The following is a 24,967-nucleotide window of genomic DNA, read 5'->3' as shown; positions in this document are numbered from 1 at the left end:
TATGATGCACCATCACTCATATTCATTCTACACGATTTCAATAAAAAAGGCGCTGTCATTAACAGGCCATTTTAAACATTAAGGTTGTGTTGTACCAAAGCGATAGATAAAATCAGAAAACGCATCTAAATTAGCTGGAAAGGCATTGATACCCCATATAATTTGTTCTGGTTGCCCTGGCACACGGAACCTAACGCCCCACTCATCATTACGACTAGGATCATCAAATGTAGGACCTGGATATTCAGACATCCATGAATTCAAATAATTAGTCGCTTCCTGTGAGAAATGATCCCAGACATTGGTCATATCAACCCAGGTTTCATGATAATGCCAGTTAAATGGTTCTCCTTGTGCGTTGAAATGTGGGTTATAAAAATCATATTCATCATCTAAAACATCACTTTGTGTCATGTCTTTGGGACGCGCTTGCCAAAAAGCATGCCCTTCATAACGTTTTGTATAAACATAATCAAAACCGTTAACCATATTACCGCGATAAAATACTAAAAAATCTAATCGTGATGCCATGCTATCCCTCAATTACTATTAATTCTTTGGTAAGTTCTCGCGTCAAGTTCTCAAAACCATCTGGCGTTACAATAACATCATCTTCAATACGTACGCCACCTTGACCAACTAAATAAATACCAGGTTCAATAGTGAGTAAATGTCCCGGTACAATCTCATCACTTGAACGTACTGAAAGCATTGGTCCCTCATGGATATTTAACCCCACGCCATGTCCTGTAGAATGATTGTATTCTTGGCCGTACCCATGTGCTGTAATATAATCACGCGCTACCTTATCAATTTCTAATCCAGATATGCCAGGCTTCGTAACCTCAATTGCATTAATATTGGCTTGTTTTACAATTTCATATATTTTTTTGAGCTCATCAGAAACATGGCCGACAGCAATTGTTCTTGTGATATCGGAAGTATAATCATCAACATAATAACCAAAATCAATCGTTACTAATTCACCGGCCTCAATAACCTTGTCGCTTGCTTCACCATGCGGTAAAGCACCACGATAACCGGATGCAACAATGGTATCAAATGAGGCTTTCTGTGCGCCATGTTGTTTAGCAAGTCGATCTAATTCATTTGCCACTTGTCTTTCAGTGACACCTGGTTTAATGAATGGTATTAATTCCTTAAACGCTTGAACTGAAACTTGGGCAGCATGACGTAATGCTGTTAATTCTTTTTCGTCTTTTATTTCACGTAATGTTTCAATGGCGCTTGGCAGCGCATCAAAACTCACATCTGCTGGCAATAAGCTCTCAACATAATCATACAATTCGTAAGGCAAATCTGCTTCGAAGCCCAAATTCTTAATGCCAAATTCATTCACTGCTTTCACTGCTTCTTCATAGTAAGCACGTGTAATAACTAGATCAACACCTTCAGGTAAACGGTCTTTGTAGTCAGCTTCATAACGCGCATCTGTAATCAAGCGCACCTTTTTTTGTCCAACAACCACGATACCATCGCCTGTACCACCAGAAAATCCCGTTAAATATTTGGTATTAAATCCTTGGTACACGAGCATGCCGTCAAGGTTTAACTTTTTTAATAATGCTTGTAATTTCTGTATTCTAGCTAAAAAATATTTCATATTTTTGATCCTTAATCATCAGTTTAGTGTTACCGCTATTATACACCAAAATAATCATGCCAATTTCTATGTAAATAAAAAAGCATACCATTGTATGCTTAAAAATTATTGATTAGCTAGACTAGCTGCTCCGATGACACCGGCATCGTTACCTAATTCAGCCAATTTAACACGCGTTGAAGCACGTACTGTTGGGAACGCATATGTTGTCCAATGTTGTTCCACACGTGAACGTAGGTATTCACCAGCAGCAGCAACACCACCACCAATTACAATAGCAGATGGGTTCAAAATGTTTGAAATCGTTGCTGTAGCATAACCAAGGTAATAAGCCACCTTATTAACCACTTGGTTAGCCAAGAAATCACCTTGCTTAGCTAAATCAAATACGATTTTTGATGTTACCTCATCACCATCATCGATCATCTTTTTCAAAGTTGATACACCGACATATTCCTCTGCCTGATCTTGCGCCAAACGTACTACACCAGTAGCTGAGGCATATTGTTCGAGGCAACCACGATTACCACATGTACATAAGTAACCATTAGGCTCTACGACCATATGTCCGACTTCACCACCAGCACCGGCTGTACCATGAATTAATTTACCATTCGCAACTAATCCGCCACCAACACCAGTTCCCAAAGTAATAAAGGAAACTTCAGCATCATTGTTACCGGCACCACGCCATGCTTCACCCAAAGCGGCAGCATTGGCGTCATTATCAATTGTTAAATTAAAACCAGTTCCGGCTTCAATTGCAGTTTTAACCTGTTGCTCTTTGGTCCAATTTAAATTATAAGCACCAGTCACCGTACCTAATTCACGATTAACCGTACCCGGAGTCCCCATACCAATACCAATAATACGATCACGATCCAATTGGTACATATCCAAACGATGATTAATTGATTCAACAATATCCGGTACGATATTAGCACCATCGTTCAAAACATTTGTTTTGATACTCCACTTTTGTTGAATTTCTCCTGCTTTAGTTAAAATTGCAAATTTAATCGTGGTTCCCCCAAGATCAACGCCAATCAACTTATCCTTTGCCATGATACCTGTATATATGTCACAAACGTACAACGATAACTCTTATTATACGTTGCAGCATGACTCTCCTTTATTAATTTTTACTTTCTTAGTATATCAAAAAGCGCTTACATATTGCAAACGTTTTCAAGGATTTCTGTAACTGCTTTCAAATTTGATTTTGAATCAATTCTAATCGGTGTTCATGCGCTAAAACTAATTTAATTTGAGCATATTGTTTATCATTCAAAAGATCTGCTTGATACAAATTATCAATCTCTAATGCTGCCATTTGAATATCCCACAATCGCTTACCCACGTGAATATAAACATCAAATTCTTTTAATAACTGTAAAACATCATAAAAATTTCTCATTATAAATTACCTCTCAATAACACAAGCCCTACAGTCAATACCATAACTAGAATAGCTGTTAGACGCCATAATATTGGAAATTTTCCAGAACGACCGGCAAAACCAAAGGCAATAGCAAATAACAAGCCACCGACTAGACCACCAACATGTCCTAACATATCAATATCAGGTGACATCAAGCCAGATGCTAAGTTAAGCACAACAAAGACACCTAGTAACATCCCTTGTGAACGAATTTGTGTATCATATTTGAATTGAATAGAATAAATTAATAAACCACCGAATAAAGCGAACAAGGATGATGATGCGCCAACGGAAATACTTAATGGTGAGAAGAGATAAGACAGTATATTACCCATCACACCACCAAACAGATAAAGTAACAAATACTTACGACTGCCAAAATAGCGTTCCGCCAAAGGGCCAATAAACCATAACGTGATCATATTCATAATAATATGCATCATGCCAGCATGTAAGAATATTGGTGTTAATAACCGCCAATATTCATGCTGATATTGAATATATGGTCCCCATTTAGCACCCATTTCCACTAAAAAACGACCGTTTTGTGTATTAGCACCACTTAAGACAACTTCTACCAAATAAATTAAGATTGTAAAAAATAGTAGTATGGTCGTCACTGGTGCAATTTGATATTGTTTCTTTATTTCATTCATAACGTTCATTATAAACTAATCACACGACCAACACTCAATGCAATAATTTGTGGTGCATTAAATGTATAATCTGGATACTGTTGCTTTAACGCTGTTTGATATAAATTTAATTGACCACGGTAACGTAATTTCAATTTTTCTAAATCTTCTTCTACTTGATTGGGTCGTACAAAATCTGTTTTATAATCAAACAACGTTATTGTCCTTTCTTTTATATCAGCAATATAACCATCAATAATACCATGGATCAGCACTGGTGCCGTATCGTTTAACTGTTCATAAATTTGGTTGGCTGGAATAATCATGGCAAAAGTCTGTTCACGTCGTAAATATTGCGCATGTTGCTGAATATAATGCGCAAATTCAGAATCTACAAATCGCATGACATCATCAATATTAATGAGAGAAGCAATATTGGGCATGATGCGCTGCTGATCTACTAACTGATCCAACAATTGTTCAACATCTGTTCTGGTAATCAATTGTTTGAAATCAATCATTTGTAGTACTAAATGTGTTGCCGTACCCACTGCTGAGCGCGAAGGTTTATGGCTGCCGTCTACCATGAATTCTGGTAAATCTAGACTTTCTTTTAATAACACATTTGCCGCGTGTACTTGTCCGGATTCATCGATATTTAACGACTGTAACTGTCCTTGATCAGGATCCTCAAATAAACGTTTTATTTCACTAACTGATTGATATGCAGCCGTTTGACTACTATTCATATTGGCATAGCTAAAATCTAACAAGGCTTCTGCTCTCTGGAAATCATCGGCTGAGTACGTACTTTTTGTGTGGCTTGCTATTGTATCAATGCCCTGAGGTAATTGAATTGTCGCTTGATCTACACATTGAATATTAATTGTCACATCTTGGGGCGTTTCTTGACCAAAAATACGTGGTTTTTGGCCATCCCCTAGCCAGCTATCTAATTGTTCTGGTTGAAATCTTGCTAAGCTAATGAGTAACCAATCAAGATATGCGCTCGCCTTTAAACGCAAACGCTCTGGTAAAAATTGGCCACTGCTCTGACTTGCTTCCTGCCACAATGCCATCAAACGTGCATTGGACGGTACCTGCTGATAAGCATTCTCTGCCTTGTCGTTAATTCTCACAGAACCTACGATGTAAATTTTTTGTTCAGCACGTGTCAAGGCAACATATAATAGTCGCATCTCTTCTGACCAACTTTGCTGGCGCAAAGCATGTCGTACGGCTAACTTTTGCAAGGTCGGAAATGTTACTTGTGCATGTGGCTCTAAGAATTCTAAACCGATACCCGCATCCTTTTGAATTAAGAGATCACCATTTAAATCAGAAGTGTTGAATTTCTTTTCAAATTCCGGCAACATAACAATCGGAAATTCGAGTCCTTTGGAAGCATGAATGGTCATGATGCGTACAGCTTGAACATCACTTTCTTGAGTTGCTTCCCCTAGATCCTCGCCAGCTTGTTGGAGTTGTTCGATATAACGAATAAATCGAAATAAACCAGTATGTGTATTGGTTTGGTAAGTACGTGCATAGTCATATAAAGCGCGCAAATTAGCTTGACGTTGTGCACCACCGGGCATACCAGTGGCATAATCTAGCCAACTCGTATCTTCATATATAGACCAAATTAAACTCACTAAATCATTTTGTAAAGCTAATTCTCGCCATTTTGCAATCAACTGAATAAAGGTACGTAATTGCTTAGCTAGTTCATCGTCTCCGTGAGTTGTTGCTTGTACTGCACGCCAAAAATCATGTTGCTTATCAGCCAACCGAATCTGTGCTAAATCGTTTTCATTTAAGCCAAACATTGGTGAACGCAATACAGCAGCTAGTGGAATATCTTGATGCGGATTATCAATAACACGTAATATATCCAGTATTAGATAAACTTCCATTGTCTGAAAGTAATTGCCAACACCATCGATTTGAACAGGAATTCCCGCTTCTCTTAGAATATTTACTAAATCAACATAGCCTGATTTTGATCGTGTTAATATCGCAATATCACCATATTCAACTGGTCGCATGCCAGCTGGTGTTGCTTTACGATCATATATTTGTGTTTGTCGCAAATCTAAAATACGTTGCGCCAGATGCATGTATTGTGCTTGGCGTGTATCAAATGTTGCGTCATCTTCAGCTTCGTTATCTTCACTCGTTTCTTGATGGTTAGCATTTAACTGATTATTTTGAATAATATCTAAGTGACATTCTGCTTGTAATTGATCTGGATAAGTCGCTTTATCAATTAATTTTGCTTCTCCTAAATATGCAATATCGCCTAATGTTTCATCCATTAACTGTGTAAAAATAAAATTCGTTATCTGTGTAACCTGATGATGTGATCTAAAATTTTCTGCCAAATCAATACGACTATCATGATTATCATCGCGGGAAAATAAACGATACTTGTTAGTAAAAAGTGTTGGTTCTGCTTGTCTAAAGCCATAAATACTTTGCTTAACATCGCCTACCATATACATATTGTGCTGGTTAGATACACGTACTAATAATGTTTCTTGTAATTGATTAATATCTTGATATTCATCTACTAAAATTTCTTGAAACTGACTTGATACGGTCTTTTGTGTATTGTCATCATCTAAAATATCTAAAGCAAGCGCACCCAAATCTGGAAAATCAAGTAATCGCTGATCACGTTTTTTGGCTGTGAATTGCTGGCGGAATGTTTCAGTTACCGTTACTATAATATCAACCAAACGTTCAGTAACAAGTTGAACCTCCTGCCAACCCGCTTCATCTAAAATAAAATATGTTTTTTTAATATTGACTAATTCGGATTCAGCTCCTGTGAGCATTTTTTTAATTTGACTAGCTTGATCAACTAATGCACTCAATTCAACATCTTCTTTAATTGCCTTACTTTTCTTGGTTTCTAATGATAATTTAGGCATATTATCTATTAAAGACTTGATATCATCCCAATTATTATCTGCACTAATTGCTTGAATGAGCTGGTTTAAATACGTTATTGCCTGAGATAGACTATCTTCAGTTTTGGGTAAAGCTTCAACACCCGTGACCTGTTTAAATACAGTATCGGTCTGTGCTAACAAATTTTCTAAAATAGCCAATAATTCTGGCTTAATATGGTGTTGAAACAAATCACTAGACACAATACCATTCTCAAACGGTAAGTATTCTCTAACTAAATTTTTGAGCCACATTGTACCGTCTGGCCGCGCCTCAGCAAAATCAGCTAATCTGAGTATCATTTTTTTAAGATTATCATCTTGATTAGGATTACCAAAATTATTGACTAATCTCAAAAAATCATCATGATGGGCATGCGTTTCTTCATAAAATTGTGCCAAAACATCGTCCAGAACATCTTGTCTCAATAATTCTCGCTCTGCTGTATCAGATAATAATCGAAACTGTGGATCAAGACCAATCACATGATAATATGTCTCAATCAATCTTAGTGCATAGGCATCAATGGTTGAAATATTAGCCACAGGTAATAATAATAATTGTTCTTGTAAAAAGCGTGCTTGTTGTGGGTCTTTAACATCCTGTAGGCGATTTTCAATGGCACGCTCTAGGCGTTCTCGCATCTCTTTAGCAGCAGCATTGGTAAAAGTTACAATTAAAAAATTTTCAACACTAGTACCATTCAAAATTTTCTGTATCAATCGCTCAATTAAAACCGTTGTCTTACCAGATCCCGCTGAAGCAGCAACCAAAATATTATGATTATCTTCTGAAATAGCACGTTGTTGATGTGATGTAAACTGCGTCATAACTCCGCCTCATTTTCTAATAGTTTTAGGATCTGTTGTTTGCTACCAGTGATTAAATTGTCATGATATTTATCGCCTAATGCCCGATCAAACCTCAAAATATCACGATAGGGTGTATATTGCATACTTTTAATTTCTGGTAACAATGGGAAGTCACCATTAAGAATATGTTCACCTGCGGCAATGATATTGGCTTTATTTCGTTGTAGTAATAAATCCAATTGCGCTGAATTTACCATATCAGACATTTTACTCAAACTACCATCACGATTACGACCTAACGCATAATATGTTGCTTTTTCTCCCTCATCAAGATGAGCCAAAGCTTCCAAATAGTCATCGTCATCAATAAACAAGCCACGATATTTAAATAATTCTGCACTGAGTTCACCGTGAATGAGCTGTTCAAAATCACCATCAAATTGACTTAGCTTTGTTTTAGTTGGTGATATTTTAGCAAAGAATGCCCCGCCAACTTTTTGTAACCCAAGTTGGCTTTTAGCTTGCTGTGCTGCTTGCCAGTATGTGAGTAATTGCATTTGTAGCCCATTATAGGCTTGTGCCCAATCAAATTTTTTGTGGTTTGATTTATAATCGATAATCGTGCCAAATGTTTCATGATTATCTTGATAATCTAGACGATCTAATTTACCACGCACATGAACACTTCCTTTAGACAAACTAAAGTCTAAAGCAGGAAGACTGTCTTTAGCAAAACCAAAAAGTTGTTCCACTGCTTTGGGTTTTGCATGACCTGTACGGGCGACTTTTTGCAAGTTAAATAACAGCGTTTGACTCACTTGAATCAGATAAGCTGTAATAGCACGCATTTTAGCAGTTTCTTTTAATAATGCAAATTCTGGTTTCTCTAATTGTTGCGCCATACTATCCAAAACCAATTGTTTTAAATCAGCCGTAGTCAGTTCACGCAAGCTGAGATTTTCTCGAATTAAATTGTGAATCACTGACTCAAAAATGGCATGATAAAGTGTTCCTGTCTGTGCAATATTTAATTCATGTTTAGGCCGCTCTTGTAAGCTTAAACCGTATTGCAAAAAATAAGCCAACGGATTGTGATAGTAACTTTCCAGTTGAGAAATCGATACATTTAAATCGCGACCAAATATTTCGGAAACAAATTCTGGCTTTAAGCGACTGACTGTGTTTTGATAATTCGGTGCAGATAAGACACGCGCTGTTCTTTCTGGTAATCGTTTGCTCAAAGCATTTCTCAGTGCTTGCATAGCTGAACTATCATCTGGTAACAATTTAACCATTTCAGATAATGTCGCACGTGGTGTCCCAATGTATGCCTTCAATAAATGTGCACTATCAGATGGTCGATTGGTTATTTTCTCTGGTTCAACATCAAAAGCATGACTTAATCGTTTAAAATATGGTGAAATTTCCGCAATATTTCCGGTAGCATCAAGTAGCGGGTAAGATAATGTAACATTATTTTGGCTTGCTGCTAACGCACCATAAAACAATAAATTTTCTTCTGCCATTTGTTGCTGAGCTGTGTTTTGTAAATATTTGGGTTGCTCCTGTTGTGCCAAAGCTGGTTGTACCAGCACCCGATCACTGTCATTAATTAACGCAGTCGTTCGCATCTGTGCTGGTAAGTTTTGGCGCGTACCACCAATAAAATATAACTGTTGATAACGTGTACTCTGAACAATACCAGCTTCAGATATTGTAATTTGGTCTAAGCTGTTAGGTATTCCCGAAAACTTAGCACCGACAAAGCCAGCCTTTAGAGCTTCTGTAAATTGGTCAACTTGAAAACGTTCTTCACCAGACAACATCACTAATTCATTGAGTGTCTGCGTTAGCATATCCCATACTTCAATGCCCTGTTGAGAACGCGTTAATTCACCAGATGCCACAAGATGATTTTGCTCTCCAATAATAGCATCCGTCACTTTATGATTCACTAACCAATTGATTAACTGCGTTGCAAATTCGCGGTTTGTCTGGCTCTTTTTAATAATAGCGTCAAAACTATCAAAAATTTGTAGTACATATTGTCTCAATGCCTCTAAGCGCTGATTAATCTTACTATCCGTCTGAAACATTTCAGTTGCTTCTTCGTCTGCTGTTGTTGTAAATAAAGCAAAAGCGCTTTTTTTATCACGCCAAGTACTTTCATAAGGTTGATAAGCAAGTAAATAATTATCTAAATAAGCCACAATATCTAAAAACTCATCACGATCAATTAATATATTATCTTGAACCGGACGTAATAAACTCGTTTTTAGGATTGCTAACACATTTTGATATTGAAAACGTTGTTGTGATGGTAAAAGGAGGTTAAAAATCAGTTCAACCAATGGATGCGTCATCATATCTTGATCTAAGTCTAGGAAATAAGGTAAGTCAAACTGAGACATTACCGCCGGAATATCCGCTTGATAAGCGTTAAGGTCACGGGCTAATATGACAATATCGCGTAAATGCAAATGAGAAGAAGTAGCCAAAGATTGACGAATACGTCGTGCAACTTCCTGCAGTTCAACCATGGGATTTTCTGCAGTGAACATTTGTAAGGCAACATTATTATTTTTTGCAGTGAATGTCCGATATTCACCAATTGACTCCCACGCCTGCAATAACGTATTGCTCGTATTTGAGAGATGACGTGCTGTAGTGGCTGTTACAAGTTGCGTCGCTTGCCCTATTCGTTTAGCATAATATGTCAGTTCTTGTGCTAACTGCATTGGTTTAAAGAAAACATCGCCCTCTTTTTGTTGTCCCAGATATTGGGCATCCCCTAACAATGAAATTGTCACTGACCATTTTTGAATTAATGTTGTCACCACTTGATATTCTGCTGCTGTTAACCCATTAAAGCCTTCAAAATAGAAAGCAACATCTGTCAATGTGATATTTTGCATTTGTGAAGCAAAAAAAGATAATGTTTCCTGTGGTGTGATGAACTGTGCCCCAAGTTTTTCATCCAATGCATCGGCAACAACGGCCAAGTCTAGTAATTTCTGTTGTAATGTTTGCTTAACGAACGTTGAATCAGCCGTTTGTTGATCCAAAATATTAAGAATATCTTCTGGGGTAACGCGACTAGCTCTTAATTCGATTAATTGTTTAACAAGTGCATCCACAAAGCCACTTTTAGACTGCATTCTAGCAAATATTGGCAATTGTTGCGCTTTTTCTTGCAGTATTGACGAAACTATCATAAATAAGCCAGAAGATTGCACTGTTGTTGCTTGCTTCTCCGGCAAATTTTTACCTAAAGCCCATGCTAATCGTGTTAACGAATAGACTTGTAGTTGACTTTGTGCATAAACTTCTTGATTATCATAATGGTTTAATTGTGCAAATCGTTCTAAAACATTAACTTCACTATCAAATTTAATATGATTTGGCACAATGTAATATATCGTTAGCTTAGGATTTTCCTTCAGGCGTTGTTGAATATCTTGTAATAGCTCGCCGCGTAAATCTTGACGGCCATTCCCCATTAGAATTGTAAGCATCATTCGCCTCCTAAATATCGTTATGTTTATTATAAAAGAAAAGATACATTGGCACATGATACGTTCTTAAAAATCATTGGTCAATTTTAAGACAATATTAAAAATCTCTATACATCATGTATAGAGATCTAAATAAATTATAAATTAACGAATTTCAGCACCTAATCCGGATACTAGCGCTTGCTTCACTTTTTCAAAATCAGTATTAACATCTGTTTCAACCAAAGTTTCGTCATCGTCTTGATAAGTTAAGGTATAAGCTAATGAGCGCTTACCTTTTGACAAATTTTCTCCCGTATAAAGATCAAACAAGGTAACATCCACTAATTTACTGTAAGCTGTATCCCAAATAACCGACTCAATTGTCGCATTTGAAATGTTATCATCTACCAATAAAGCAATATCTCGTGATACTTGTGGGAAACGCGATATTTTCTGATATAAAATATCTTCATCAATATTTGAAAATACATGCTCTAAGTTCAATTCAAAGCCAAATACACGAGGTAACTTTTGTGCTTTTAATGTACTTGGATGAATCTGTCCCACAAATCCCAAATGAATATCGCCAGCATAAATATCTGCAGTCTGTCCAGGATGCATATCTGGATATTGGTCTGTTGCAACATAACGAATACTCTTTTCCGAGATACCAATTTCATCAAGATATTGGGCGACAATCCCCTTAATATCGTAGAAATCAACTGTTCTTTCAGCTTTTTCCTTTTGCCAATGACTCTCCGCTAATTCCCCAACTAGAACACCAGCCACATGTTCAACTTCCTGAGGCAATTCGTTTTCATTTTTAGCAAAGAAAACACGCCCCTGCTCATATAACGCAATATCATGAACGGAATGAGCGACATTGTAAGCCACATCATCCAAAAGGCCGGATAGAATATTTTGACGCGCCGTTGTACGATCGCTGCTCATTGGGTAAGATAGTGACACAGTTGGACGCTTTTGCGCCAAAGTAAACTTTTGAGCTTTCTCAGCGGTCGTTAACACATAAGAAATCGCTTGATTCAATCCAAGACTTTCAAAAATTTGACGTGTCGCACGCATTTTACGCTGACGGTGAGACAATTTCCCTAGTGTTGTTGGTCCTACTGGTAAAGTAACTGGTAGATTGTCATAGCCAAATAAACGTGCAACTTCTTCAATAAGATCAGCTTCTATACTGATATCTGGGCGACGAGCTGGCACAGTAACGATCAACGCCGTTCCATTATTTTCATAAGTAAATGCTAGGCGATCAAATATCGTTGCAATATCAGCTAATGTTAACTGTGTTCCCAGCAATTGATTCACCCGTTGTGATGTCAATTGAATTTTAATAATTGGTGGCTGCTTATCCACTGCCACAACACGTCCTTTAGCAACTTGACCTTGGGCTAACTGATCAACTAATGCTGCTGCATGGTCCAATGTATTGAAAGTATTATCTGAATTCACACCGCGTTCAAATCTTGATGATGCCTCTGAATGAAGATTATGACGGCGTGCTGTCGCACGAACCAATGTTGAATTAAATACAGCTGATTCTATTACAATATTTTTAGTATTGGCATCAACTTCAGATGACATACCACCCATCACACCAGCAAGCATCAAAGCGCGCTGATCATCAGCAATGACAATATCTTCTCCTGAACGCAAGTGACGTTCGTTACCATCAAGGGTTGTTAATATTTCATCTTCACCTGCACGGCGGACATGGAGCGTTTGCCCAGTCAGCTTATCCAAATCAAAAGCGTGAATTGGCTGTCCATACATCAACATCATGTAGTTCGTAATATCGACAATGTTATTAATTGGTCGCATACCAGCATTCCACAAGCGTTTTTGTAGCCACAGTGGACTATCTTGTACTGTCACATTATTCATCACACGCACGGCATACTTCGATACTAATGATGGCTCATCTATCACAACATTAATTTGGTCCGCGGCTAACGTCTCATACTCTATTAAATCGAAGTCTGGTTCAGTCACTGTAACATGGCGCATAGCACCAAATTCATAGGCTGTCCCAATCATCGATAACATATCTGCACGATTAGGCGTTAAATCTGTATCCACAACAATATCATGCATACCCAAAACTGCCAATGCGTCATCACCTGTCGAGACATCTTTTATATCTTCTGGGTTAAATACAAAAATACCGGCTTCAAAATCCTTTGGTGCAATTTTGGCGTCAAAACCGATTTCTTGTAAAGCAACTAGCATACCGTTGGACTCAATGCCACGTAGCTTTACCTGAGATAATTCGATTAATTCACCACTTTCATGATTGATAATATGTGCCCCAACTTGGGCCAAAATAACAAACTGTCCAACTGCTACATTAGGTGCACCAGTCACAACTTGAACCTGTTGTGATTGTCCAATATCAAGTTGCGTAATCACCATGTGGTCTGAATCAGGATGGGTTGCAATTGACATCACTTCAGCCACAATCAAGCCATCTTGCTTGTCCGCTAAGGTTTTATAGTCGTCAACTTCAACACTCGTACGTTCGATTTCTTCTACTAAATCGCTAATATCACTTTCTGTTACGGCTAATGGCTGATCTAAATACTCATTAAGCCACTCTAAATTGATTTTCATGTTAATTACCCTTTCGATTGAATTGTGAAATGAAGCGTACATCGTTTAAGTAGAATTGTCGAATATCATCTACACCGTATTTCAACATAGCAAAACGATCCGGTCCCAATCCAAAGGCAAAGGCTGAATACTTAGTACTATCCACACCATCCATCTTCAAAACGTTTGGATGTGTCATACCAGCACCTAGTACTTCAATCCATTCAATATCCTCTGGTCGCGTGTCAGGTGTTACTTCATTCCATGACACATCAACTTCAACACTCGGCTCAGTAAAAGGGAAATATGATGGGCGTAAACGAATTTGATGCTTTTCACCAAACAGTTCTTGAGCAATTGACAAGAGTGTTCCCTTTAAATCAGCCATTGTGATATTTTCACCGACAACCAATCCTTCAATTTGATGGAATTGATGTGAATGCGTCGCATCATCTGTATCACGACGATAAACCTTACCCGGGCTAATCATTTTGAGCGGTCCTTGGCTAAAATCATGCTTTTCTAAAACACGAGATTCAACGGGGGATGTTTGCGTGCGCATTAATATTTCCGGTGTAATATAAAATGTATCTTGCATATCACGTGCTGGATGATCTTTTGGCAAATTCAAACGCTCAAAATTATAATGATCCGTCTCAATTTCGGGTGCATCTACGGTATCATCAACGACTTTAAAACCAAGGCCAATAAAATGATCTTCGATTTCATCAATAATCTGTTGCAAAACATGCGGTTGCCCGACGCGACGTGTACTACCAGGTAATGTGACATCTAATTTTTCAGTTGCTAATTGCTGATTTAGTGTAATAGCCTCTTGCTGTGCTTTTTTTTCGGCTAATAACTGCGTAATAACCTGTCGCACATGATTACCAACTTCACCAACCTTTGGCTTCTGTTCAGGGCTAACATCCTTCATCCCTTTGAGCAATGTTGTGAGTTGACCTTTTTTACCAAGAAAAGAAATTCTTAGCTTTTCTATGTCATTACCACTAGCATTAATATTTTCAATGGCAATTTTTTCTAATTGCTGTAATTCCTCTATTAGGTTCATTGCTTATCTCATCTTTCTAACATTCTAAAATGAATACCGACAAAAAACGTCCCATGTTTCCAATGATGAAAACATGGGACGTTATCTATCGTGGTACCACCCAACTTTTAACCGATAAATGATCGATTTCTTTCACATTCTTAACGCGAATAAACGTCTGGTGTTAACCAAATGACTCCTGGCTGAAATTCAGTAATCATTAGTGTGACTTTTCACCATATCATCACTCTCTGAAACTAATATCATACTTACTAGGCCAATCTTTGTCTCTTAATAACTAGTATATCATTTTTTAATTTCTTCGTCACCATGGCAATCATCCGTAACATGATTCCAATCATCTGACCATTCATGTATTGCTTTCATGATTGGCCGCATTGCTTCCCCACGTTCTGTCAGTTTATACTCAATAAGATTTGAATCATCATATGTAACACGATTGACCAGGTTGTCTGCTTCTAGTGCTTTTAGTCTCTCTACTAATACACGGTCTGAACAACCTGGAATTGCTCTAGAAATCTCCAAAAATCTTCTTGGCCCGCTGACAAGCAATGCCTCAATAATCATACCGTTCCATTTACGCCCCAATATTTCAAAGGTACATAAAAAATTACGACACAATAAATTTTCTGTGTGTTTCGCTAACTTCGCCATTGTATCCTTTTCCCTCATGAATTTGTTTATATCATAACATACACTAAATATGATACGACAAGTAAACGTTTCCATTCGCACAAATTTCTGTATTATATAAAATATAGCTAAGTATTGCAAATTTTAACAGCGCTTGATACACTTAAATCGTTGAATCAAACAAGCTGGGGTGCCGTTATGGCTGAGAAAATACCCATTGAACCTGATCTATTTTATGTTAGCGTAGGAAGCTTAGTTTGTTTACTCGTAAGATAAGTAGACAATACCCGGTACACTAACATGTGTGTCGGGTATTTTATATATCAAGAGACAAAGGCTCTTTGATTCTCCAATATTATAAATGGAGGTTTGTTTTATGCAAACTGTATCAGAAAGTAAGCACACTTGGAGCTTACGAGACGTTATTTTTCTAGCGATTATCGCAATATTCTTTGGTGTGATTTATCAACTTTGGAGCTTTGCCTACTACGCAATAGCCGCAACACCATTAAAACCATATGCTAATGATTTAACTATTGGTGTTTGGTTAATGGCCGGTCCATTAGCTGGTGTCTTGTTAAAAAGAATCGGTGCCACTGTTATTGCTGAAATTTTAGCTGCGGCTGTTGAAATGATGCTATTTTCAAGTTGGGGTGCTGCTAATTTGATTGCTGGTTTTGTACAAGGTATTGGTAACGAACTTGGATTTGCGATGACTGGTTATAAGAATTGGTCAAAACTTGGATTGCTGCTATCTAGTATTATGGCAACAATTGTGACATTTGGCTGGGATTGGTTTCAAAGTGGTTACAGTGCTTATCATTTTGGCATGATTGTGACATTATTCATTATTCGTTTCATTTCGATTGGTTTCTTTGCTGGAATTCTTGTGTATTGGATCAGTCAGCTTGTTGCCAAAACGAATCTATTAAAGCACTAAATCATTATGACAACATTAGCTGTTAATCATCTAAGCTTTGCTTATGAATCCAATCAACCGAATATTTTAAATGATATCACGCTATCTCCAAAACCCAGTACCTTCAATCTCCTCATTGGTCCCTCTGGTAGCGGTAAATCAACATTACTAAAAAGTATGGCTGGTCTGTATCCTAAATATGGTGGCTATGTTACCGGCGGCACAATATTATTAAATAACCATGATATTAGTACCTTAGCACCCTTTGAACGCGCTAAACGTGTGGCATTACTTTTCCAAAACCCTAGCCGTCAGTTTGCGATGCGTACAGTTAAGGAGCAGTTAATTTTTGCTCTTGAAAATATCCAGATGCCAGTAAATGAAATTACACCACGTGTGAATCAAGTCATTGCTACTTTACGCTTAGAGCCATTACTCGAGCGTGATTTAATCACACTTTCCGGTGGTGAACAACAACGCGTAGCATTAGCTACTGTTCTTGCTTTGGATAGTGACATTATTTTGTTAGATGAGCCCTTTGCTAACGTTGATGCTACATCTCGATTAGCCATCCTAAAAGACCTGCATGAATTGCAAAAAAATGAGGGTAAAACAATTTTTATATCTGATCATGATTGGACAGGTTATCATGACATTGTCGATCACTTGTTTGAATTGGATATTGCAACCAAAAATATTGCTGAAATTGATAAACATCATTTACTGCAAGTTGAGACAGCATCATCAATTCATCATCATTTCAACGATACTTATCGTTTGAGCTGGCAACAATTAGCGCTATCTGTCGGTCAACATCAATTGTTGCAGGCAAATGATTTTGCTTTGCCACTGAACCGTTTAGGTTTACTATCAGGCGATAATGGGGTTGGTAAATCAACTTTATTTAACGCTTTAGCACACCAAATAAAATATGACGGTCACATTTATTTTGACCACCAACCCACTAAAAAAATTAAAATTAAGAAATGGGCAAAGCAATTGGGCTTGGTATTTCAAAAGAGTACCGATCAATTTGTCGCCCTTACTGTATCTGATGAAATCAAAATCTCTCAGCGACACAGTTTAGCACCCCATTATTGGAACGATGAACGTATTCAAACTGCAATTGAGGCATTGAATTTAGCGCATGTCACGCAACAAGTAAGTTATCAGCTGTCTGGTGGTCAACAAAAGAAATTACAGGTTCTCGTTATGTTAATTATGGCGCAACCTGTTTTATTATTTGATGAACCTTTGGCAGGCCTAGATATGACTTCCTTAACTGTTGTATTACAACTCATCAAAAAAACCATGGCTGATTTAGAATTGAGTGTATTAATGATTTCACATCAACGGCTTGGTGTAACACCGTTCATAGACTATGAAATCCATTTGAGTGACACGAAATTAACATTATTAGGGGGACAGCAAGATGTCCAAACAACTTAATGCAAGTATTCTAGTTATTATCATGATTGGTGTTGGTCTCCAATTAACATTTGCTAAAAGTGTTATTCTCAATATCATTATTACTTGGATTGGTCTAGGTTATTTAATCTACTGTCGGGTATCATTTAAAATGTTAGCAACCATGTTGTTAGTAGCTTTCCCTCTATCACTTGGTACTTGGTGGTCATTTGTCGCCTTTGGTGTTGCTGATGTTTGGCACAATGCTTGGATATATAGTACCCGTCTATATGCTTATTTATGTTTAGGAGCTGCTGTTACCTTAACCGTCAATGTTAAACAACTATTATTAAGCCTTTCACAACATTTACATCTATCAGCAACATTTGCTTATGGCTTACTGGCTGCTTTTAATCTATCACCACGCGTCAGGCGTCAAGTCAAAACAATCCGATATGCTGCCCAATTACGTGGTGTTACTTATCATCTCTGGCAACCACAATTATATTTCAAATCCGTATTAGCAGCACTGCAATGGTCAGGTGATCTCGCAGAGGCAATGACCTCTCATGGGTTTTCTGAAGGATTTTCACGTTCGACAACCTATCATGATGATTTACCTAAGTGGCAATGGGGCCTCGCTATACTTTGTATTTTAACTTTTGGTATTGTAGCTTTTATAATTAAGCCTTGGTAAGCGGCCACTATTTAATATATGCTAAAAATTGAATGACATGCATCAATGCAAAATAAAAAACGTTTAAGTTTAACTTAAACGTTTTTAGTTTACTTGTGATCGGACTTCTTTCCCAGTTAAAAGACGAACAATTTCTTCAGCTGCGTAAAGACCAACATTTTCATGTGCTTCTTTTGAATTGGCTGCAATATGTGGTGTGACAAAAACATTAGGCAATTGCAATAATTCGCTATCAGCTGGTAATGGTTCTTGTACCGTAACATCTAGACCCGCACCGGCTATTTTATGAGCCTTTAGCGCCTCAATTAATGCAGGTTCATCAATAACAGATCCACGGGCAATATTAACTAACACAGTGTTTGATTTCATTTGATCAAAAGCATCTTGATTAACCATACCAACAGTATTAGCAGTTGCTGGCAATGCCAACACAATAAAATCAGCCTGTTGATAAATTTCATCTAATGATGCCATACGCCCATTAGGCACATCACGATCACGTCTAGCATACGCTAAAATATTCACATTAAATCCTGACAACAATTGGGCAATTGTTTGCCCAATATTTCCAAAGCCAATAATGCCAACAGTTTTACTTGTAATTTCTTGTCCACGATATTGTGCTAGAAAATCATTATCTGCTTGTCCGATCATCTTTTGATGATATTGATAGAATAATCTACCTGCCATTAGCATATGCATTACTGCCGTTTCAGCTACTGACACAGCATTAGCGCCCGGTGCATTAGTTACCGTCACACCATATTTTGTTGCATCATCCAAATTAACATTGTCATAGCCAACACCAAAACGCGCAATAATTTTTAAATTAGGTAATTTTTGAATGATTTTTTCATCTATTTTGTGCATCATCACAATAATGCCATAAAGATCTTTACCATATTGTGTAAAGTCTTCATCAGTGTCTTGACTATTGATAACAACTTCAAAATGAGCGCCTTCAAGATAATCAATTACTTTTTGAGAAATACCATTAAATACTAGAATTTTTTTCATTAGAATAATTCTCCTGTAAATGCATGAGTAGGTGTTGTATGAAAATCATAAGTCACAAGATGCTTAGCATCAGTAAAATATGCTGTGAGCGATTCTGAAAGCATGAGATTAACTGGGAATTGTAACTCGTTCAATACAATAATCGGCTTTTGTTGTACCCAGGCCATCCCCTGTTCAAATGCAGTACCGGAGTCTGCATCGTTATCACGATAATCAATGATAGATAGTAGTATATCTGCATTCGTCACATTTTGTGTATCTCGCTTAAAGACTTCGGCTGCCCACTTTGATGTGAACTGCTCATGTTCTGTTTCTTGATGAAGTCGTGGTGAGTAATAATCTGTCACTGTAGGATTAGCATCCAAGGCTGCTTCCACACGTTTAACGCGATCAATTTGCTCATCACTAAAGAAAGGTGCCGCTAAATAAATTTGTGCCATACTTTCTACCCCTAATATCTATTAAAAAATGTTAAGCCTAACATGACTATCAAACAATTTTAGTATTATGTCAGACTATCAAAAGCACCAGGCATCAATTGAGAAATATCTGTTTGAACAGTTTTGCCTGCCGTATTAGTTAACCAGATTGGCATATCAGGCTTAAAAAATTCCACCATAACTTGACGACAAGCACCACAAGGAGCGATGGGTTCGTTCGTTTCACCAATGATGACCAATGCATCAAACTCCCGTTCCCCTGAAGCTATTGCTGTAAAAATTGCTGTACGTTCTGCACAATTGGTTAAACCAAAAGATATATTTTCAATATTTACACCTGTATAGATTGTGCCACTTGAAGATTTTAGCGCTGCTCCCACTGGAAAATGTGAATAAGGAACATATGCATGCTTTAATGTTTGCCTAGCTTTTTCCAATAAATCGTGTGGTGGTTCCAACATAAAAAATCCTCCTCAGGCTTCTAAATCATCCTGTCATTATTGTAGCAATAATCGCTCTAATTCATTTAATCTTTGTTCAAAAATATTAAACGCTTGATTGAGATAATCTTTCTGACTCATATCTACACCGGCGACTTTCATAACGTCTAAAGGATACTTCGAACTTCCTGATTTTAAGAATTGTTTATACGCTTCAGCTTGATCACTTTCCAAAATACCCTCAGCTAATGTTGTAGCTGCTGCTTCTCCAGTAGCATATTGATAAACATAATAATCATAATAAAAATGCGGTATTCTTGACCACTCATAGGCAATTTCTTCATCTGGAAATAAATCTGCACCATAATATTTTTGGTTCAGCGCCATATAAAAGTCGCTAAGTGTTTCGGCTGTCAATGCTTGACCTGCCGCAGCAGTTTGATGCAACCAATCTTCAAATTCAGCAAATTGTGTTTGTCTAAATACTGTTCCCTTGAATCCGTCTAAGTATTGATTGAGTACATAAGCTCTAAAATTAGGATCATCATTAGTAGATAGTAGATAGTCTGTCAGCAATGATTCGTTGGTTGTCGATGCAATCTCTGCTAAAAATATTGGATAATCACCATAGTGGTAACCTTGATTTGTTCTTGTAAAATACGAATGCACACTGTGCCCCATTTCGTGAGCTAAGGTGTATACATTATTCAAATTATTTTGCCAATTAAGTAGGATGTATGGCACAGTATCATAAGCGCCCCCAGAATAAGCCCCAGAGCGCTTTCCCTTGTTTTCCACAACATCTATCCAGCGCTCATCAAAGGCCTGCTTAACAACCTTAATATAGTCTTCACCCAATGGTGCTAGGGCCCTTAAGACAATTGCCTTTGCTTCTTCAAAATTCACATCAAAATCAACTGATTTAACTAAAGGTGTGTATAAATCATAAGAATGTACATCTTCAACTTGTAGCACTTTCTTACGCAAGGTAACGAAACGATGCAACAATGGTAAGTGATCATGGACACTGTCGATTAACGTCGTAAATACTGATTCCGGTATATGATTCCTTGATACAGCCGCTTGGCGCGCATTATCATATTGACGTACCTTGGCCAAATAATTGTGCCCTTTAATATGTGATGATAATGTCGAAGCTAATGTATTTTGGAAACGTATATAGCTATCATACAGTGTTTCAAACGCTTCACGGCGCACGTCTCTATCCTTTGATTCTAATAATCGACTATATAGACCATTGGTTAACTGAATTTCACGCCCCTTATCATCATGAACAAGGCCAAAAGTCAAATCTGCATTATCAAAAACACTGAATGTTTGTTCTGAAGCACCAAATATATCGCTAGCCCCAGCTAACAAAGCTTCTTGATCTGCCGATAGTATATGTGGTTTTTGTTTCAAAAGCGTATCAAAATAATGCTGATATTGCGCTAATGATTTAGAATCCATATATTCTTGCAGTGTTGATTGAGGTAACGCCAATACTTCAGGTTCAAAAAATGCCTCTGCTGCGCTTACTTCAGCCCAGAGTGATTGCACTCTATCATTATAAGCAGCATACTTTTGGTTACTTGTGTCTTGATCAAATTTTTGATGTGCATAGACATATACTTTTTCCAGACTACGATTAACCGCTAAAATAGCCTCATATGTCGTTTGTAATGTTCGACTACTTTCTCCAACATGTCCGACAAATTGTGTTAAATTTTGGCTTGCTTCTTTAATATGTTTAAGTTCAATTTCCCATTCTTCATCTGAATAAAAAATCTTCTGTAAGTCCCATGTTAACGCTTCAGGTACTTCTTTTCTTGTTGGTATTTCTTCAACCATGCCTGCTACCTCTTTATGATAATTATTCATCATTTTATCATTATTTCGGCGTTTCCGCTAATTTTTCCTCTAAGGAATCATACCACTTAGGCAAATGTAAAATGATAATATACTTTTCTGTAATATTAATTATATTTATTATTTCTAATTCATACAATGTCTGATTTATACAATAATCGATGTAAGTATCATCAAGTGTGTCGTAAAAATATTTTTTTAATTTTTGATTGAATTGACGACGCTGAATAAAATTATGTACGCCAATCTTTGCCAGTAAAAGAATGATGGATATACGCCATTGCCAATTAGAAATACGTAATCCAAATAACGCACCTTGATGTATCCACCACGGCGCCTGAATAAGCTGATATTGTTGCTCATATAACGAAGCTATTAATTTCACATCAATTCTTTTCCCAAAAATTAATGACTGTAACTTCATAAGCTGTTTACCCAAACTAGGTAATTTTTGTTGCTTAAATTTTTTGTCCACTATTTGTCCAAATATTTCATTTCGAAATATTTGATCGTACTGCATAGATGAAAAATCATATTTTCTAAAATTTTCAAATTGAACAAACTTTTGAATTTTTGGTATATAGAATAAAATTTTTTTATGATTCAAAAACTTCATCATCGTTCGTTGTCCCGTTTTAGTCGAAAAGTATTTTTCACCTAAAATCCAATAGTATTCAATATGTTCAGAAATATACCCTTCGTTACGTTCCATGTATCTTTGCCATGATATTGGACTGCATTGATATTCAAACGCATAAGTCTTATTCACGGTTTTTAATAGAATATCAGGACGTTGCGTAATATTTGGGATAACACTCTCTAATAAAACCTCGCCATACTTTTTTAGTGATGCTGCAATGGCCAGTTTACCTACTAAGTGTTCAAAGCTTTCATTTTCAGTAAATGAATGACATTGCGTATCTATCAAATGAGCAAAATGATTTCTTTTAACATCACCATTTTTTAAAACAACCTTTTCTCGACAACCTGGGCAATAATAGTGTGCCTTTTTATTAGCTTGGTCTGCTCGTATATAATGATGATGGGCATCAATCGCAATAAACATTTTTCGTATGTCCCTCTAACGTATCATACGAAAAAGCAGCCAATTAATTTTGGCTGCTTTTAAAATATTTCATTTAATCTTTGAATAGCTGTACGCTCAAAAATTATTTTACCGTGTTCACGTAAAACATCAAAGCTAATTGGACTGACTCGCCCGAACTCCAATGCCATTGAAATGATATCTCTCTTTTTCTCTAAGCTCATTTCTACTGATGGAAATGCCAAGTTTAAATAATATTTATGATTATATGAAACTAAGCTCGATATTGTATTTTCTAATTGATATTCATGTGCAAGACTAATTGCAGATTCAAAGTTATTCAAAACTAAAGTGACATCTTTAATCGCAATATCACTCTTAGCTTGTTCCTGCTGTGCATTTTCTGTATGACCAGCGTCTTTCCCAATTAATGCATCTTTAATCTTATCTGGCACCTCATCCACTGTATCTTCTGTAGATTTAGAATGATTTTCAATAACTTTACCAAATAATTCTTCAACGTCAGTATCTTCATCAACTTTAGAAATAAACAATTCTAGGCCATTCTTGTTGGGTAATATTTGAAAAGTGACTTGCTGTTCGTCTTCAAAATCATGGTTAGTATCAACTTCATCTAAAATACTGTAAAAGAATTTTTCGATATTTTCATGGTTACCTAAAAGGTCCATTACTGTCATCCCACGTTCTTTTAAGTCATCGTTTTCTATCATTACTCGAATTGTGTTTTCATTGATACGTTCCATTTCCATTATCAACACCACCTTTCATAATATTATTTTAAACTGTATAAATAAAAAAGCTGATATGTCAGCTTTCCTCCACTATCAGTGCTTTTCCTATATCCTTGAAATCAGCTTTTACTGTTGCTCTCAGTAATTCTCTTTGTCTAACTTCTCTTGGCAAAAAACGACGAATTTCATCTTCATTATAGCCAACTTGTATACGACGATCGTCCATAATAACAGGACGCTTTAACAGTGAAGGATTTTTAACAATTAATTCTATAAGTGAATTAGTAGAAATACTATCCAAGTCAATATTTAATTTTGAGAACACCTTTGAACGCCGTGATAGAATTTCATCTGTTCCATCTTCAGTAAGACGTAACATAGCTCTAATATCGCTCGCCTTCAGTGGTTCTTTTCCCACATTACGACCAATATATGCCATATTATGACTCTCTAGCCATTGTCTAGCCTTACGACATGAGGTGCAACTAGGAGAAAAATATAAAGTAATCATTGATTGTTGCCCTCCTTAAATCCATATATCTATTATACTAAACTATCATAACAAAGTATATGGAAGGGTATACAAAAAGAGAAATTCCGATTAGAATCTCTCTTTTACTTTATTGCTATGTACGGCATCGCATCGTCCTATCCTCGCAGGAAGCGATCCTCCAACTACTTTTGGCGCTATAGAGCTTAACTTCTGTGTTCGGAATGGGTACAGGTGTATCCTCTATGCTATCAATACGACACCTTGAGTGATCAACACTCAAAACTAAATAGTAACTTATTCTTTTCTCTTTCTTGAACCACTCATTGGACTTTGCTTTGGTTAAGTCCTCGACCTATTAGTACTAGTCCGCTTCACACTTCACAGCGCTGCCACTTCTAGCCTATCTACCTCATCTTCTCTAAGGGGTCTTACTTCTTTCGAATGGGAAATCTCATCTCGAGGCGAGTTTCACACTTAGATGCTTTCAGCGTTTATCTCATCCATACGTAGCTACCCAGCTATGCCCTTGGCAGAACAACTGGTACACCAGCGGTATGTCCATCCCGGTCCTCTCGTACTAAGGACAGCTCCTCTCAAATTTCCTGCGCC

20 protein-coding genes, 2 rRNA genes, 1 riboswitch and 1 other annotated feature (1 of these 24 running past the window's edge) are annotated in these 24,967 nt (G+C 37.0%); of the genes, 3 read left to right on the top strand and 19 right to left on the bottom strand.

All coding sequences use genetic code 11. From position 1 onward, the window contains the following. Positions 1-78: 78 nt before the first annotated feature. The 10 genes from C5L23_RS04435 to C5L23_RS04390 all read right to left on the bottom strand — a co-directional run bounded on the left by C5L23_RS04435 (position 79) and on the right by C5L23_RS04390 (position 15,300). Positions 79-531, bottom strand: a complete 453-nt coding sequence (locus C5L23_RS04435; RefSeq protein WP_010007355.1) for a hypothetical protein — start codon at positions 529-531, stop codon at positions 79-81. Position 532: 1 nt separating this feature from the next. After that, complete coding sequence (locus tag C5L23_RS04430; protein WP_133264340.1) at positions 533-1,624, bottom strand: M24 family metallopeptidase; 1,092 nt, start codon at positions 1,622-1,624, stop codon at positions 533-535. Positions 1,625-1,729: 105 nt separating this feature from the next. After that, a complete protein-coding gene (locus C5L23_RS04425; protein WP_010007353.1) occupies positions 1,730-2,689 on the bottom strand; it encodes an ROK family glucokinase in 960 nt (319 codons plus the stop codon). Between the two features lie 145 nt (positions 2,690-2,834). Next, positions 2,835-3,041 carry a YqgQ family protein gene (locus C5L23_RS04420; RefSeq protein ID WP_010007352.1) on the bottom strand — a complete coding sequence of 69 codons (207 nt, stop codon included), beginning with the start codon at positions 3,039-3,041 and terminating at the stop codon, positions 2,835-2,837. After that, on the bottom strand, positions 3,041-3,730 hold the full coding sequence (locus tag C5L23_RS04415; protein ID WP_010007351.1) for a rhomboid family intramembrane serine protease: 690 nt from the start codon (positions 3,728-3,730) through the stop codon (positions 3,041-3,043). Before C5L23_RS04415 ends, C5L23_RS04420 begins: the two co-directional genes overlap by 1 nt. Beyond that, a complete protein-coding gene (gene addA / locus C5L23_RS04410) occupies positions 3,730-7,485 on the bottom strand; it encodes a helicase-exonuclease AddAB subunit AddA (protein WP_133264339.1) in 3,756 nt (1,251 codons plus the stop codon). Before addA ends, C5L23_RS04415 begins: the two co-directional genes overlap by 1 nt. After that, positions 7,482-10,985 carry a PD-(D/E)XK nuclease family protein gene (locus C5L23_RS04405; protein ID WP_133264338.1) on the bottom strand — a complete coding sequence of 1,168 codons (3,504 nt, stop codon included), beginning with the start codon at positions 10,983-10,985 and terminating at the stop codon, positions 7,482-7,484. Before C5L23_RS04405 ends, addA begins: the two co-directional genes overlap by 4 nt. 141 nt (positions 10,986-11,126) lie before the next feature. Further along, positions 11,127-13,595, bottom strand: a complete 2,469-nt coding sequence (gene pheT / locus C5L23_RS04400; protein WP_010007350.1) for a phenylalanine--tRNA ligase subunit beta — start codon at positions 13,593-13,595, stop codon at positions 11,127-11,129. 1 nt (position 13,596) lies between these two features. Further along, complete coding sequence (gene pheS / locus C5L23_RS04395; RefSeq protein ID WP_133264337.1) at positions 13,597-14,646, bottom strand: phenylalanine--tRNA ligase subunit alpha; 1,050 nt, start codon at positions 14,644-14,646, stop codon at positions 13,597-13,599. Between the two features lie 71 nt (positions 14,647-14,717). After that, positions 14,718-14,919 (bottom strand) — a binding site (T-box leader). A gap of 12 nt (positions 14,920-14,931) precedes the next feature. Continuing rightward, the gene (locus C5L23_RS04390; protein ID WP_010007349.1) at positions 14,932-15,300 is read right to left on the bottom strand and encodes a winged helix-turn-helix transcriptional regulator; all 369 of its coding nucleotides are present in this window, start codon (positions 15,298-15,300) and stop codon (positions 14,932-14,934) included. Between the two features lie 155 nt (positions 15,301-15,455). Further along, a riboswitch (TPP riboswitch) is annotated at positions 15,456-15,546 on the top strand. Positions 15,547-15,655: 109 nt separating this feature from the next. Here C5L23_RS04390 and C5L23_RS04385 point away from each other — a divergent pair. From C5L23_RS04385 to C5L23_RS04375, 3 genes are read left to right on the top strand one after another with little or no spacing between them, the layout of a single operon-like run. Next, a complete protein-coding gene (locus C5L23_RS04385; protein WP_010007348.1) occupies positions 15,656-16,219 on the top strand; it encodes an ECF transporter S component in 564 nt (187 codons plus the stop codon). Between the two features lie 6 nt (positions 16,220-16,225). After that, the gene (locus tag C5L23_RS04380; RefSeq protein ID WP_133264336.1) at positions 16,226-17,647 is read left to right on the top strand and encodes an ATP-binding cassette domain-containing protein; all 1,422 of its coding nucleotides are present in this window, start codon (positions 16,226-16,228) and stop codon (positions 17,645-17,647) included. Then, on the top strand, positions 17,631-18,302 hold the full coding sequence (locus C5L23_RS04375) for an energy-coupling factor transporter transmembrane component T family protein (protein WP_010007346.1): 672 nt from the start codon (positions 17,631-17,633) through the stop codon (positions 18,300-18,302). The genes C5L23_RS04380 and C5L23_RS04375 overlap by 17 nt, the downstream gene beginning before the upstream one ends. 84 nt (positions 18,303-18,386) lie before the next feature. Here the strand turns inward: C5L23_RS04375 and C5L23_RS04370 are convergent, their stop codons facing one another. The 9 genes from C5L23_RS04370 to C5L23_RS04330 form a co-directional block, all read right to left on the bottom strand. Further along, a complete protein-coding gene (locus tag C5L23_RS04370) occupies positions 18,387-19,319 on the bottom strand; it encodes a phosphoglycerate dehydrogenase (protein ID WP_133264335.1) in 933 nt (310 codons plus the stop codon). Next, positions 19,319-19,759, bottom strand: a complete 441-nt coding sequence (locus C5L23_RS04365; RefSeq protein ID WP_010007344.1) for a nucleoside 2-deoxyribosyltransferase — start codon at positions 19,757-19,759, stop codon at positions 19,319-19,321. The genes C5L23_RS04370 and C5L23_RS04365 overlap by 1 nt, the downstream gene beginning before the upstream one ends. 65 nt (positions 19,760-19,824) lie before the next feature. After that, the gene (locus C5L23_RS04360) at positions 19,825-20,220 is read right to left on the bottom strand and encodes a cytidine deaminase (protein ID WP_010007343.1); all 396 of its coding nucleotides are present in this window, start codon (positions 20,218-20,220) and stop codon (positions 19,825-19,827) included. 36 nt (positions 20,221-20,256) lie between these two features. After that, on the bottom strand, positions 20,257-22,050 hold the full coding sequence (gene pepF, locus C5L23_RS04355) for an oligoendopeptidase F (protein WP_010007341.1): 1,794 nt from the start codon (positions 22,048-22,050) through the stop codon (positions 20,257-20,259). Between the two features lie 40 nt (positions 22,051-22,090). Further along, the gene (locus tag C5L23_RS04350) at positions 22,091-23,134 is read right to left on the bottom strand and encodes a competence protein CoiA (protein WP_133264334.1); all 1,044 of its coding nucleotides are present in this window, start codon (positions 23,132-23,134) and stop codon (positions 22,091-22,093) included. Between the two features lie 59 nt (positions 23,135-23,193). Further along, positions 23,194-23,883 carry an adaptor protein MecA gene (locus C5L23_RS04345; protein ID WP_010007339.1) on the bottom strand — a complete coding sequence of 230 codons (690 nt, stop codon included), beginning with the start codon at positions 23,881-23,883 and terminating at the stop codon, positions 23,194-23,196. Between the two features lie 58 nt (positions 23,884-23,941). Then, positions 23,942-24,376: a transcriptional regulator Spx gene (spx, locus tag C5L23_RS04340; RefSeq protein ID WP_029508617.1), complete on the bottom strand. Its 435-nt coding sequence runs from the start codon at positions 24,374-24,376 to the stop codon at positions 23,942-23,944. A gap of 124 nt (positions 24,377-24,500) precedes the next feature. Then, positions 24,501-24,617, bottom strand: a 5S ribosomal RNA gene (gene rrf, locus C5L23_RS04335). A gap of 76 nt (positions 24,618-24,693) precedes the next feature. Beyond that, positions 24,694-24,967, bottom strand: a 23S ribosomal RNA gene (locus tag C5L23_RS04330) (it continues 2,635 nt past the right edge of the window).

The sequence above is a fragment of the Leuconostoc fallax genome (assembly GCF_004354645.1).
GTDB classification, from domain to species: Bacteria; Bacillota; Bacilli; order Lactobacillales; family Lactobacillaceae; genus Leuconostoc_B; species Leuconostoc_B fallax.
This window is presented reverse-complemented; position numbering and strand designations above follow the sequence as displayed.

What these genes read in the sequence shown, in the direction of transcription:
- addA (WP_133264339.1), bottom strand. Translation starts at nt 7,485, where the DNA reads ATGACGCAGTTTACATCACATCAACAACGTGCTATTTCAGAAGATAAT.
- C5L23_RS04405 (WP_133264338.1), bottom strand. Translation starts at nt 10,985, where the DNA reads ATGATGCTTACAATTCTAATGGGGAATGGCCGTCAAGATTTACGCGGC.
- C5L23_RS04430 (WP_133264340.1), bottom strand. Translation starts at nt 1,624, where the DNA reads ATGAAATATTTTTTAGCTAGAATACAGAAATTACAAGCATTATTAAAA.
- C5L23_RS04390 (WP_010007349.1), bottom strand. Translation starts at nt 15,300, where the DNA reads ATGGCGAAGTTAGCGAAACACACAGAAAATTTATTGTGTCGTAATTTT.
- pepF (WP_010007341.1), bottom strand. Translation starts at nt 22,050, where the DNA reads ATGGTTGAAGAAATACCAACAAGAAAAGAAGTACCTGAAGCGTTAACA.
- pheT (WP_010007350.1), bottom strand. Translation starts at nt 13,595, where the DNA reads ATGAAAATCAATTTAGAGTGGCTTAATGAGTATTTAGATCAGCCATTA.
- C5L23_RS04415 (WP_010007351.1), bottom strand. Translation starts at nt 3,730, where the DNA reads ATGAACGTTATGAATGAAATAAAGAAACAATATCAAATTGCACCAGTG.
- C5L23_RS04370 (WP_133264335.1), bottom strand. Translation starts at nt 19,319, where the DNA reads ATGAAAAAAATTCTAGTATTTAATGGTATTTCTCAAAAAGTAATTGAT.
- pheS (WP_133264337.1), bottom strand. Translation starts at nt 14,646, where the DNA reads ATGAACCTAATAGAGGAATTACAGCAATTAGAAAAAATTGCCATTGAA.
- C5L23_RS04380 (WP_133264336.1), top strand. Translation starts at nt 16,226, where the DNA reads ATGACAACATTAGCTGTTAATCATCTAAGCTTTGCTTATGAATCCAAT.
- C5L23_RS04360 (WP_010007343.1), bottom strand. Translation starts at nt 20,220, where the DNA reads ATGTTGGAACCACCACACGATTTATTGGAAAAAGCTAGGCAAACATTA.
- C5L23_RS04420 (WP_010007352.1), bottom strand. Translation starts at nt 3,041, where the DNA reads ATGAGAAATTTTTATGATGTTTTACAGTTATTAAAAGAATTTGATGTT.
- C5L23_RS04350 (WP_133264334.1), bottom strand. Translation starts at nt 23,134, where the DNA reads ATGTTTATTGCGATTGATGCCCATCATCATTATATACGAGCAGACCAA.
- C5L23_RS04375 (WP_010007346.1), top strand. Translation starts at nt 17,631, where the DNA reads ATGTCCAAACAACTTAATGCAAGTATTCTAGTTATTATCATGATTGGT.
- C5L23_RS04365 (WP_010007344.1), bottom strand. Translation starts at nt 19,759, where the DNA reads ATGGCACAAATTTATTTAGCGGCACCTTTCTTTAGTGATGAGCAAATT.
- spx (WP_029508617.1), bottom strand. Translation starts at nt 24,376, where the DNA reads ATGATTACTTTATATTTTTCTCCTAGTTGCACCTCATGTCGTAAGGCT.
- C5L23_RS04345 (WP_010007339.1), bottom strand. Translation starts at nt 23,883, where the DNA reads ATGGAAATGGAACGTATCAATGAAAACACAATTCGAGTAATGATAGAA.
- C5L23_RS04425 (WP_010007353.1), bottom strand. Translation starts at nt 2,689, where the DNA reads ATGGCAAAGGATAAGTTGATTGGCGTTGATCTTGGGGGAACCACGATT.
- C5L23_RS04435 (WP_010007355.1), bottom strand. Translation starts at nt 531, where the DNA reads ATGGCATCACGATTAGATTTTTTAGTATTTTATCGCGGTAATATGGTT.
- C5L23_RS04385 (WP_010007348.1), top strand. Translation starts at nt 15,656, where the DNA reads ATGCAAACTGTATCAGAAAGTAAGCACACTTGGAGCTTACGAGACGTT.